The following is an 11,709-nucleotide window of genomic DNA, read 5'->3' as shown; positions in this document are numbered from 1 at the left end:
CTTGCAATTTTTCAGCCGGACGGGTACACGGTTCGCCGGGGCCGCCCGGGCGGCGCTCTGGCCTGCACCAGCGCCGTCGATGAGCGGCACGGCCGGCCGATCGGAGGCCGCTGTCGCTAGGCCTGAACCGGGTCGCGATCACCGGACGCGGCGGGGGTAAAAGGTAGTCGCGCCGACGCCGCGCGCCGGTGGGTGAACTTGCGCTTCTCGACCATGCGCTCGGCCTCGCGGCGCAGGTCGCGGCGCAGCGTTCGCCACAGTTGGCGATTGTCGACGTGCGGATCGCGGGCCGCCGCGGCGGTCCAGCGCACCACGTTGGCGGGCGAGAACACCTGCTGCGGTGAGGCGATGCGGTTGAAGACATCGGCGACTTCGGTGAATCCGTCCGGCCGGGCGGCGAACCACCGGTAGGCGGCGAACTCGATCGGCGAGACGGCGTCGTCGCGCCCCAGCGAATTCGCCCACTGATACATGGCCAGGCACTGGGCGTCCCGGTCGAGCTCCCACTGCGCCAGCGCCCGGTCGAGCTTGGCGGGATCGTCCAGGCAGGGAGCGGCGGCCTCGCCGAGCAGCCGTCCGAAGCGCAGCGCGTCGCGGATGCCCTGCGCGGTCACCGGATCCTTGAAGTGCCCCGCGTCGCCGGCCAGCGCCCAGCCGGGACCGTGGGAGTGCCGAAAGTAGGACGGATGGTGGTTGGAGACGTAGACGTTGCTGACCTGGGTGCAGCCGCGCAGCCGCTCGGCATAGGGCGGAATGCGGTCGACGGTCGCCGCGAAGGCCGCCGATCGGTCCGCGCGGTACTCGTCGGCGCGGCGCACCGGGGGCATCTGCAGCGCCACCAGTTGCCCGCCGTCACAGGGGAAGACGGTCACCAGGTCGTCCTCGGAGCGCCACTGCATGGCCACGTGCCGGTTCTCGGGCTGGGCATCCTCGAAGTAGGCGAAGGCCATCATGCGCTGGTTGTCCCAGCTGTGGTGCTCGCGGGTGCCGACCAGGCGCGCGACGGTGGACCGTCGCCCGTCGGCGCCGATGACCAATTTCGCGGTGATCTCCCCGGTGACGCCGTTGCGCTGCTTGTACCGCACCCCGCGGACCCGCCCGTGCGGATCGCGCAGCAGATCGGTGACCCGGACGTGCTCGCGGACCTCGGCTCCGGCGGCGCGGGCGGTCTCCACCAGGGCCAGGTCGAACCCGGGGCGGCGGATGCACGCTCCGGCGGAGAAGCCCTCGTAGGTACTCGACGGGCCGACGGTCTCCACGCCGGGCGCCCCGAGTCCGGCGCGGGCGTGCAGCGGGGCGCCCAGTTCGAGCACCCGCTCGGTGGCGCCGATGCGTTCCACCTCGGCCCAGTGGTGGGTGAACAGCAGGTGGGTGGACAAGGTGTCGGAGGGAAAGGCCGCGCTGTCGAGTGCGATCACCGCACGGCCCCGGCGGGCGAGCGCGACGGCGGCGGCCGAACCGGCGCAGCGACTGCCGACGATAACCACGTCTGTGTGCTCAGGCATAGCAGGAGAATGCCAGCTCGTAGGCGATTTTGTAAGTGTTTTCAGTTCTTGAATTTTGCTTAAATTTGCCGGCGGTGGCCTATCCTGGGCCGATGCCTGACGACCCCGTCCCGCCTCCTGCCCCGCCGGCCGCGGCGCGGGCCGACCGGCGCCGGGCCCGCACCCGGGGCGCCATCCTGGACGCCGCCGAGATCGTGTTCAGCCGATCCGGCTACGGCGCCGCCCGCATCGAGGAGATCGCGGTGCTCGCCGACGTCTCGGTCGGATCCATCTACGGCCACTTCAACGGCAAACGCGGGCTGTACCTGCAACTGGTGGATCGCGCACTGGAACTGTTCACCGAATACATGGCGCGTAGCGAAGACCCGTCGCTGAGCCCGCTGCAGCGGGTGCTGGCCGGCGGCGACGCCTACCTGCGCTTTCACCTCGAGCATCCCGGCGCCTTCAGCTTCTTGGCCTTCCGCAGCCCGGGAGCAGAACAGCTGTCCGGCGACGACGAGACCGAGGCACGCATCCGCGACCGCGTCGGCGCGCTGCTGCGCAACTACGCCGCCCAGATCGACAACGCCATTGCCGCGGGTGAGGCCCGACCGGTCGACTCGCTGCGGCTGGCGCACTACCTGTGGGGGGCCTGGAACGGCGTGATCGCGTTGCGGCAGCAGCCCGACGGCCTGCGCATCACCGACGACGAGATCGCCCAGACACTCGAGCTCGCCCGTTGGCTGCTGCGTGAAGGGCTGGCCGCGCCGGCGCTGCGCGACGCCAACGGCGAAGTGGGTGACCGGGTTCCGATGCCGCACGTCACCTAGCTGCCGGTGTCCCCAGTCGGACTCGAACCGATTTCATGGTGCTGGCAGGCAGAGCAGATGCCGCGTTAGCTGCGAAATCACATCAGCGAAGTTCACCCTAGGTATCTGTAACTGTGGGCAAATTGTGGGCACGATGTGTGCATTAACGTCCGCACAGCAAGTGCTTTCGTGGCGAACTGGGGCAGCGGCTAACCAAGAACAGGAGGCGACGCCGGCTCCGGGACGTAGAACACGTACGTCCACTCCGCCTTAGTCTCGTGATCTACCCTGACCCGCCATACGTATCTGTGGCCAGGCGGAAGCGGAAGGCCAGTCGCAAAATGCATCACAAACTGCACGCTCGGACGGACCGCATCTTTAGGTATGTACAGGCCCTGTAACCGAAGCGGCTCCAACTGGCCTACGTGACCAACCCGGAGAAACTCCGGCACGCCAGCCGAGCCAGGAAGCTCCACTAAAGCGCCGTTCTCATCCTCAAGGGAAAGTTCAACTGCTGGCGATTCACCAACGAACTCGGCACCGAAGCTCACTACGGCTACAACGGCATGCGGGGCCGTAACCGCGCCAGAGGCTACCTCGCAACCGAGCCCGGTTATTCCTCCGCCAACTATATTGAGCTTGCCCTGCGGATCGACGTTGGCGTAGTCAGCCATGAGCAAGCTGACATGCGCGGACTCAGCTGCGTCACTCATGCAGACTGCAACTGCTTAGAGGCAGCCGTGTGGTCCGTCCGTTGTGATGTCACCCAGGTAGGGCCATCGGGGGCGAAATTCTGCACGAACGCGCCAATTCGTCGCAAGAGCTGATCGGGAGTCGGTAGAACATCCGTCTTCAAACTGGCCCACTCGACGCGAATATAGATTAACGAGTCTTCGTTATCCACGCTGGTCACGATCCCCGGCGCCACAAGGTTCGCTTCGGGCTCCCGCACCAGAACTCGTTGACCGGCTACAGGCATAGGTCCGCGGACATCCTCAAATCCAGAGAACGTCAAGCCGCCCGCAACGCGTACGTTCGGGTCGATCATGATCTCAGTCATTGCTCCGGCCTCCTCTCCTTGGTGAACGCCGCAACAAACCGCTCAGCATCCTCCATCGTAGGCGGATGCCCGAGAACCACAGAGTAGTGCTCCTCGGGCTCCCCTGCATATCGATCTTTCTCGAAGCTGAACCCCAGTTCAGTGAGGGTTCTTGCAGACGAGCACCACCACAGGTGGAGGTTCCGCTCCGGACAGAGTCCGTGCAATTCTGTGGCGGCCAGCAGCCGAGCTACCACTCGCCCCCGATCCTCACCATCCCGGGCGTGATCAGCCCAAACTGATGCGGTGTGATGCCCCTGACCTCCACTGCGTCGCGCGTCCTGTGCGGCCCGGTTCAACAGACCTGCTGGACTCATAGGCGTGAAACGTAGCACCACAGCTTCAGGCTGTGGTTCGTTTAGCATGGACAGACACGATAGTGAGTCACTAACGATCCGTCGCCGTGACCTGGTTCAAGACTCCCGGATAAGCGACCTTCGATCAAAGACTGCTAAGCGCGAACAGTGCGGCCGGCGCCGGACCCCTCACCGGATAGCGGAATGATGAGCCGATGTACGCACGTGGAGTATCCGGGCTTGTCGAAGATCTGACTCAGTGGCCGTGGGCCACCATCGCCGCGTTCCTGGCTGCCGCGGTCACCCTGCATGTCGGCCGGTCACAAATCAACGAACGCCGCAGACTCACTGGCCGCGAGGTTGTAACGCGCTACTACGCTGCCGTTCAAGGATGGTGCGATGCCTCGTCCCAACTTCTCTATCTACCCGTGCCAAAATCCCACCAAGAATCCATCCGGGGATTTGATCCCTCCGTAAGGCTCGAATACCAGCGAACAACAGCTGAGCTGGTCCAAGCGCTTCTCGCCGTCCAGATGACTTGTAATGACGCAGAATTGGCACGGAACAGAAGGCTGGCGCTCGCCGCGTTGTCGGAGTATTCCGAACGCGCTGAAAGTGTTTTCAACCGCGGCAACCACCAGCTGAGCGAACAGGAAGCCACCGCCTTTAGAGGGCTCGGCAAAGACATGAGCGAATCACTGACAGGGTTTCTTCGCCGCGCTCAGCGGGTCTATGCGGAGCCTTCCAGTCCGCTCGATCGAATGCCTAAGTGGCTGCGCGATGGGCCACGAACTCGCGAGCAGGACTGATCGATCATTCTCAGCACACACCGTTAGCGCGCCATAGGTCCAGATCCGAAGGTTGCCGGGACAGCATCCCTCGGCCGCGGTGAACGATCTCGTGCACCGACGCGGGACTCCGCAATCCGACCGCGGCAGCAGCATCCCTGTAGGACTTGCCGGCCGCCACCATGCGCCTCACACGCCGGTCGCGCGCGTTGCGTTCAGGCGCTTTCACGTCCTCCAGTGTGCCGGAAAGTGCAGTCAAAAAACCGAACACTCGACGCGTCCAGCGCTAGCAACGAAAACCACCGCTCACCTGCACCGACATCACCCTCGCGGTCGGCCATTTCGTCCGCACGCAATTTCTCCTTTTCTTCGGGGGGAGAGGAGGTGAGTGCCGCCGGTCAGGCCCGTGCCTCGTTCGGAGACTTTCGACCCGCCCCCTCCTCTTGGGTGCGCTTGGTTCAGGTGGTGTGGCGGCTGGTGGCGGCGTGGTGGGCCGTTCGGCGGCTGTCCTACGGTCAGTGATGGTGTTGGATCTGCGTCGGTAGAGGCGATTCTGTGGCCTGTTGTGGCCTTCAGTTGGTGGTGGTGCTGCTGCTGGCGTCCGCCGTCAGCACCAGCAGCAGCACCACGTCCTTGAGGTCAGCGGTATGTGACGATCGCCGGCTGCACCAGCCATCCCCCGCCACCGGTCGACACCGCCCGCAGGGTTCCCGCCGTCACCGCCGCCTGCACGGCCGCTGTCGACCAACCCATGGCCGAAGCGGCTTCCTCGATGGCGACGAAGCCCGCTTCGGTCAGGGCACCGAAGTCGCGCATCACGGCTCAGCCGGTCAGTCGTCGGTGAGGGCCACGACGGCGAACGCGGCGGGCTGCAAGTGCGCAACACCGACACGGCACTCGGCGCGCAGGGTGGCGGTGTTGCTCTTGAAGTTCTCGCCACTGGCATCAATGTCCAAGCGCATCTGCTCCCGCACGTAGAGCCGCAGCTTCGACCAGTCACCGAGGATCGCGGTCCCGACGGGGACGCTGGTGGAGACCACCCGCTGGATGCCGGGCCCGCCCAGGATGTTGGCCGAGCTGGCGACGCCGTTGGTGAACCCGTCATGGAGGTAGGGCCCGGGGGCCTCGTCGGGGGCGTCCTCCCCCGCCCCGGGGAGGTTCCACCGGGCCAGGTCGATACGGGCGGCGTCCGCCGGGTGCAGCACCCAGGCGTTGGGCCGCACCGCCGCGACCTGCAACACCGTCAGTGCCGATCGCAAGGTGGTGCCGAGATCGCCTGCCCATTCGACCTCGGTGGTGCCGTCGACCTTGAGCACACCCTCCAAATTGATACCGACACCAGTTCCCTGGATGACTTGGCGCTCAAGCGAATCGGTGACACCTTCCACCATCTCGTTCTCCAGCCAATGAACGACGTCCAGGTGGTCTTGCCAGTAGCGAATCGGAACATTCTCGGACAGGTGCGCCAGGACGACGGCGGCGCCGGTGACGGGCACCATCGTGTACGTCGATGTGGGCTTGTCGGCAAGGTCAGCGACCGGCGCAGCGGCCGTGGTTCTGACCGTCTGCCGCAAATACTCGAACGCAACCCCACTACCCAAAGACTTACGGGACACGAGCAGGTCGATGAGCCGCTCCGGTCGCGGCAGGGCCTCGACTTGCGGCTCGATCAGGCTGGGCAGGTCGATGGAGCCGGACACGACCGCACGGGATTCGCCGCCCATGGACTCGATGCCGGTGGCTGCGCGTTCGGCCCAGCCGCCGCGGCTCCCCGAGGGGTCCGCGACCATACCGCTGCGTGCGTGAGCGACGATCGGGTTACCGCGGCCGGATCGATGCCACTCTGCGATCCGGTGGTTGGCTTCGTCGACACCCTCCGTGAGGGCGCGGAACTTGGCGTCCTCTCCGGCGGTGAGGCGTTCGCGGTTTTCGGCCCGAACGCGGTCGGTGATGGCCGCGCGGCCGGCGTTGAGCTTGTCGCGCAGTGCGGTGAGTTCTTCGAGCGATTGCATGATGCCCTCCATAGGCATGAATTGCGTTGCAGTGCAACGTGAGTTATGGGATGTAGCGCAGGGGCGCAGTGCCAGCGCTTCCCGCTGCGGGGTTCGGCCGGGCAGTGCCAGCCCAGGCGCCGAACTGGTTGCCCCGGCGGGTCCGCCCACCAGTGCCAGGTAGGGCGGACCTTCTCCGATGCGCCAGGGCTGACGGCCAGCGAAAGGGCCAACCGTCACCCGCGACGTTACCACCAGAATTGAAACAATCGAAACAGATCAGTCGGTGTCGCGCAGCCGGTCGAGGGCCTCGAGCCCTGTCGCGTCCAGCCACCGCTGCGCCACCTCGGGGTCGGGCGTCATGGCACGCAGTGCAACCAGGTATTCACGGAGGCCGGCCTCGACCAGTGCGACGGCGTACCCGGCGGGCTGGTCGGCTAAGTTGGCCAGAACGGCGTCGATGCCCTCCTGATCGCCGGAGTGCAGCTGGCCGGCGAGGCGCAAAAAATCAGCGCGGCCGGCCAGTTCGGGGCGGGGGTCAGTCATCGGTTCGTCCTTTCGGGTGGGTGGGTTCTGAGGGGTCGCGCCATGACGGCGCATCGTTGGGTGGGGGCACAGCCCGGAGGCGGGCGACGCACGGCAGTCGCCTCCGGTGGCCATCCGGTGTCGAGCACCAGAGGCCGACACCGGTACCGCACGTCGGGCACGGCACCGACCCGGCACCGGTGGCTGTGTAGGCCGCCGATAGCAACAGACGGGCGATCACAGGGCGGCTTCCTGGTCGCCGGCGATCGTCAGTGCACCGCCGCCGACCGACAGTCGGGGATGTCGGTTCGCGGCGTTCCTGAGATTCGACCAGCCGTAGCCGGCCGCCTCACCGGCCCGCCGAAAATCGGTCTCGTCGACCTGCCTCACGCCTGTCGGTAGCCGGTCAATGTAGTTTGCTATCCATTCCCCGACAGGCTGGTAGTCGAGGGTCACCGCGGGGTCGATGCACCATGTGACGGAGCTGCGGTCGCGGGCGGCAACTCGGATCTGGTGCACCTGCGCCTGGGCGGTAGCGACATTCTGTTTGCCGTAGCCAGCCGCCTCTCCCGCCCGGTACACGTCGGCGGCAGCAACGTACTGCTGACCGCCCTCGAGTAGCTGCGCGACGTACTGGGCCAACCACTTGCGACACGACAGCTTGGGGCGACCGTTATCGTGCGATCTGCGGGTATCGAGATCCGTCACGGTAGCGGACGGTTCACCCGTGAACTCATGGTTCACCCCTGTTGAACTGGCCTTTCGTGGGGTGAACCCGGGTTCACCGGTGAACTCCGGGTTGATCGCATAGTGCGGCGCCTTCTCGCCGGGGATGGCGACCACCTCGCAAATCTTCTCCAAGTACGGCAGTACCGCGTCGAACGCTTCGCGGTAGTGCTGTTTACCCATCGCTCGGCGCAACTCGCCTCTCGGCATCGGACCGTTGGCGAGTAGCCGCATGATGCGGTTGCGGACGGTCGTGCCATGTCGTTCGTCGATGATCTCGTCGAACGTTGCTCGACTCAGTGCTCGATCTCTGATCTTTGCTCTAGCGGCCTGCTTGGCGTGGTCGAGCAGCATCTGGCGGGTGGCGTCGGAGACCGCCATGACAGTGGCGGCCAGCTCCCAGTCCGACTCGGAGACGACCGACCGTTGGTGCATGACGGCCAGGAGGGCCGCGACCTTGCACCGGGTCAACATCCAATGCCCGTCGAGGGCGTCGCCGTCGCCGCGCTGGCGGGCAAGGTGCGCGGCGATGATCTGCTCGGTGATCTCCGGCGGGCCGTAGCCGATCTCCACTACTCCGTCCATACCGGGCGTCCAGAGCGGTATATCGGTGTCGAGCGGTGCAGGGTCGGCGGTGCGCTGGGCGGGCATGTCCGGGTCGATGGTTGGTGCCCACAGGAAGCGTTGCGGGGTACCTCCGGTGGTGTCGTCGAAGATGATGCCGGTGTGGCCCGGCTGGGCACCGACCGACAGGCAGCCGCGGTAGGTGTGCGCTTGAACGTTGCGGGAGGTGGCCGCGCTGGCGTTGGTGGCGCCCAGCAGTTCGCCCATCGCGAATGCCTTAAGCGTGCCCAATATGGTGGACCCCTGGCGGGTAGCGATGCCGGTGAAGACGTCGATCTCCGAGCAATTGAAGATCACCGAGTCGATTGGTTCGGCGTCCCCGTCCGGTTTGGCCGGTGGCTTGAACGTCGCAGCGATGCCCTCACCCGACCCGATCGGCAATTCGGTGATCGGCCTCGGCCAGGCCAGACGGCCGACCTTGTCGCTGATGCCCTTGCCGCCACCGGACAGGGACACGAACGCGCAGAGCAAGTTCAACGATGCTCGGCCACCGATGACGCCAGGGAGCTGCACATGAGGGCCGAGGCTGGCCGACACCCGCAGCAGCACGGCGAAGAACACCGCCCACGGTGCTGCGTAGCGAGCACGCGCCCACTGATAGATCTTCGCCAGTTGGTCACTGTCGGATTCGAGGAAGAACTTCTTGGTCAGATCGGAGTTGATCACGCCGTTACCCTCCGTGAGATGTAGGCGGCACCACGGCCGCGTCGTATGCATCGGGCTACGGCGGGCCAATCTTCGGCGGCGGCAATGGCTTTCGAGGCGTCAGCGGCGGCGGTCTGGGCGATGTCCCATTGCAGGACTGCGTGCTGGCCAGCATCAGCGAGGGCCAACAGCTTGGTCGGGTCGTCGTCGGCCAGTGCCTGCCAGCTCGGGGTGCCGGCCAGCGGCAACGGCCCGACGTTCGCCTGGTCGACCACTGCGGCGAGGAACCGGTGCACCGGCCACCAGCTCACCTGCCACGATTCCACGCCCATCACCGCACCGCCTCGGCGGCGATGGTCAGCAAGGCCCTCTCGATCGCCCTCCGCGCTTCGCGTAGATGCCCCATGGCTTGAACGAGATCGACCGCCGCCCACAGCGGCGAATCCTTTGACAGGGCGCGCATCGCGGCAGCGACATCGGCACGAATCTCCACAGTCTCCGCCGCCGCGCTCTCCAGGGCCGATGACGCGCAGCCACCGGCATGTCCCCCCACCCCGCCACAGCACCCGCGGGTCAGAGAATCAACGGGGTCGCCAGCGTAGTCCCGACAGAACGTGCACAGCGCAGCGCCATCGGTGGTCGGGACGGTGCAGAGCCGGCACGGAACGCCGTGGTCGACGGTAGGATTCATAGTCGAATCTCCGATCTCGTAGGTTGTGGATTCCGAGCGGTCCCCGCCCGGCGCGCCAACGCCGGGGGAAACGGGGGCCGTTCTGCTGTTGACGGTCACGCGGCATCGCCGCCCGTGCGGTTGGCCGCCAGGTAGCCGAGAACGTCGGCCCGCAGATACCGGACCCGCTTACTTCCCACTTTCGTGAACGGCACACCGCGACGCAGGTAACGGTCCTGGGCCAGCGACGCCTCGCTGATACTCAGGTATGCGGCCAGCTGCTTGGCCGTCATCACCTCCGGCAAATCAGCCACTTAAGCCTCCTAATCGATACTTCAGGACATCTATTTTGATATGGCACTACATCAGCTTGCATACGTCGTGCTGCGATGTCAAACTCGACGTGAGGAAACATCGAATCTGATGCACTAGGGTCGCGAACATGGCAGAGACAAAGCCCGGCCGGCAATTAGGCCCCACCGGGGAAGCCGTGCGCGCCAATATCCGATCCTTGCGAGACCGCGAGCGGATCTCGGGAGCCGAGCTATCCGCAAGGCTCAAGAAAATCGGCCGACCGATACCGCCGCTAGGCATCCAACGCATCGAGGCTGGGAGTCGCCGAGTTGATACCGACGACCTGGTGGCACTCGCCGTCGCGCTTGGGGTTTCACCAATCCGATTGCTGATGCCCGAGAGCGCCGAGGTCGACGATCAGGTAGTACAGACCGGCCGAGAACCGGAGTCCGCTCGGCGGGGGTGGGAATGGCTACAGGGAGCGTTCGTGCCCGGCGATGATGAGACGCCAAACCCAGCAGCTTGGCCATCATGGCGCACACGGGACGTACTGCGAATGTTCCACAGGGGCGAAGATGGCGACGATCAGTAAGTACGAAACCAGCAGCGGAGCAACACGTTACCGGGTTCGGTACCGGACACCGGACCGTCGCCAGACCGACAAGCGCGGGTTCACCACGAAACGGGAAGCTGAGGCGTTCGCGGCCACCGTCGAGGTCTCCAAGCTCAAGGGCGAGTATGTGGCGCCGGCGCTGGGGAAGATCACCGTGGGCGAGCTGGGGCCGGGATGGTTGAAGCGCCAGAAGGGGGTTATGAAGCCCTCGGCGTTTCATTCGGTCGAGTCGGCGTGGCGGGTGCATGTTGAGCCTCGGTGGGCTAGGAAGCAGATCGCCGAGATCGCCTATTCCGACGTGCAGGCATGGATCGCGGAGCTGGCGACCCAGCGGAAGGCCACGCTGGTGATCACGGCCTACTCGGTGCTGGCGCGGATTCTCGATGACGCGGTGCGGGACCGCCGACTGGCGGCCAATCCGGCCCGCGGGGTGAAGCTGCCGACTCGCACCCGACGCAAGAACTTGTACCTAACAGCTGCCCAGCTGCACGCCCTGGCCGGTGAGGCGGGCCGGTATGGGTCGCTGGTGCTGCTGCTCGGCACGGCGGGGCTGCGGTGGGGTGAGGCGGCGGCCCTGCGGGCGTCGGACATCGATTTTCTGAAGCGGCGGGTGGTGCTGCACGAGAACGCGGTGGCGGTCGGCTCCAAGGTGCATGTGGGCACGCTGAAGTCGGGCAAGAGCCGCACGGTGGTACTGCCGGCGTTCGTGGTCGACGAGCTGGCCAAGACCTGCCGGGGTAAGGGCCGTGACGAGCTGTTGTGGCCGTCCCGGTCGGGTGGGCACCTGGGGCCGCCGTCGTCGCACGATTCGTGGCTGTCGGGGGCGGTGGATCGCTGCATCACCGCGGCAGACAAGGCACGGGCCGAGGAGATCAAGGCCAGCGATGACGGTCAGGCGGTCACGCCGGTGTTCCCGCGGGTCACCGCGCACGCGCTGCGGCACACCGCGGCCAGCCTGTCGATCTCTGCCGGCGCCAACGTGAAGGTGGTTCAGCGGATGTTGGGGCACGCCAGCGCGGCCATGACGTTGGACGTTTACGCGGATCTTTTCGATGACGATCTCACTGCGGTTGCCGACAAGTTAGACGAGAGTGTGGGCAAAATGTGGGCACGGCGGCCAGCCGAAGGCGAGTAGCAAAGCCGTT

General features: G+C 65.9%; 14 protein-coding genes. 4 read left to right on the top strand and 10 right to left on the bottom strand.

Features of this window, described 5'->3' with window-relative positions; translation table 11 throughout:
- Positions 1-116 precede the first annotated feature (116 nt).
- On the bottom strand, positions 117-1,505 hold the full coding sequence (locus tag G6N14_RS02810; RefSeq protein WP_085135481.1) for an NAD(P)/FAD-dependent oxidoreductase: 1,389 nt from the start codon (positions 1,503-1,505) through the stop codon (positions 117-119).
- A 92-nt stretch (positions 1,506-1,597) separates the two neighbouring features.
- Here G6N14_RS02810 and G6N14_RS02805 point away from each other — a divergent pair, with 92 nt between their 5' ends.
- Complete coding sequence (locus G6N14_RS02805) at positions 1,598-2,314, top strand: TetR/AcrR family transcriptional regulator (protein ID WP_085135482.1); 717 nt, start codon at positions 1,598-1,600, stop codon at positions 2,312-2,314.
- 188 nt (positions 2,315-2,502) lie between these two features.
- Here the strand turns inward: G6N14_RS02805 and G6N14_RS02800 are convergent, their stop codons facing one another.
- Both G6N14_RS02800 and G6N14_RS02795 read right to left on the bottom strand, forming a co-directional pair.
- A complete protein-coding gene (locus G6N14_RS02800) occupies positions 2,503-2,967 on the bottom strand; it encodes a hypothetical protein (protein ID WP_220096715.1) in 465 nt (154 codons plus the stop codon).
- A gap of 35 nt (positions 2,968-3,002) precedes the next feature.
- Positions 3,003-3,353, bottom strand: coding sequence for a hypothetical protein (locus G6N14_RS02795; RefSeq protein ID WP_133054903.1), 351 nt, complete (start codon positions 3,351-3,353; stop codon positions 3,003-3,005).
- 550 nt (positions 3,354-3,903) lie between these two features.
- Between G6N14_RS02795 and G6N14_RS02790 the strand changes: the two genes are divergently transcribed.
- A complete protein-coding gene (locus G6N14_RS02790) occupies positions 3,904-4,497 on the top strand; it encodes a hypothetical protein (RefSeq protein ID WP_133054904.1) in 594 nt (197 codons plus the stop codon).
- Positions 4,498-5,115: 618 nt separating this feature from the next.
- Here the strand turns inward: G6N14_RS02790 and G6N14_RS02785 are convergent.
- From G6N14_RS02785 to G6N14_RS02755, 7 genes are all read right to left on the bottom strand, one after another.
- On the bottom strand, positions 5,116-5,292 hold the full coding sequence (locus G6N14_RS02785; RefSeq protein ID WP_163787027.1) for a hypothetical protein: 177 nt from the start codon (positions 5,290-5,292) through the stop codon (positions 5,116-5,118).
- A 14-nt stretch (positions 5,293-5,306) separates the two neighbouring features.
- Positions 5,307-6,488, bottom strand: a complete 1,182-nt coding sequence (locus G6N14_RS02780; RefSeq protein ID WP_163787025.1) for a phage major capsid protein — start codon at positions 6,486-6,488, stop codon at positions 5,307-5,309.
- Positions 6,489-6,746: 258 nt separating this feature from the next.
- Positions 6,747-7,013: a hypothetical protein gene (locus tag G6N14_RS02775; RefSeq protein ID WP_085135484.1), complete on the bottom strand. Its 267-nt coding sequence runs from the start codon at positions 7,011-7,013 to the stop codon at positions 6,747-6,749.
- 216 nt (positions 7,014-7,229) lie between these two features.
- Entirely contained in the window at positions 7,230-9,008 is a 1,779-nt protein-coding gene (locus G6N14_RS02770) for a hypothetical protein (RefSeq protein WP_109559786.1), read from the bottom strand.
- The gene (locus tag G6N14_RS02765) at positions 9,005-9,319 is read right to left on the bottom strand and encodes a DUF2742 domain-containing protein (RefSeq protein ID WP_085135485.1); all 315 of its coding nucleotides are present in this window, start codon (positions 9,317-9,319) and stop codon (positions 9,005-9,007) included. The genes G6N14_RS02770 and G6N14_RS02765 overlap by 4 nt, the downstream gene beginning before the upstream one ends.
- On the bottom strand, positions 9,319-9,480 hold the full coding sequence (locus tag G6N14_RS02760; RefSeq protein WP_163787023.1) for a hypothetical protein: 162 nt from the start codon (positions 9,478-9,480) through the stop codon (positions 9,319-9,321). Before G6N14_RS02760 ends, G6N14_RS02765 begins: the two co-directional genes overlap by 1 nt.
- A gap of 293 nt (positions 9,481-9,773) precedes the next feature.
- Entirely contained in the window at positions 9,774-9,971 is a 198-nt protein-coding gene (locus G6N14_RS02755) for a helix-turn-helix transcriptional regulator (protein ID WP_085135486.1), read from the bottom strand.
- Between the two features lie 128 nt (positions 9,972-10,099).
- On the opposite strand from G6N14_RS02755, the gene G6N14_RS02750 reads away from it, so the two are divergent.
- Together G6N14_RS02750 and G6N14_RS02745 are read left to right on the top strand one after the other, a co-directional pair.
- The gene (locus tag G6N14_RS02750; protein WP_109559787.1) at positions 10,100-10,543 is read left to right on the top strand and encodes a helix-turn-helix domain-containing protein; all 444 of its coding nucleotides are present in this window, start codon (positions 10,100-10,102) and stop codon (positions 10,541-10,543) included.
- Positions 10,527-11,699, top strand: coding sequence for a site-specific integrase (locus tag G6N14_RS02745; RefSeq protein WP_085135487.1), 1,173 nt, complete (start codon positions 10,527-10,529; stop codon positions 11,697-11,699). The genes G6N14_RS02750 and G6N14_RS02745 overlap by 17 nt, the downstream gene beginning before the upstream one ends.
- Positions 11,700-11,709: the final 10 nt, after the last annotated feature.

The sequence above is a fragment of the Mycolicibacter hiberniae genome, from assembly GCF_010729485.1.
GTDB lineage: Bacteria > Actinomycetota > Actinomycetes > Mycobacteriales > Mycobacteriaceae > Mycobacterium > Mycobacterium hiberniae.
This window is presented reverse-complemented; position numbering and strand designations above follow the sequence as displayed.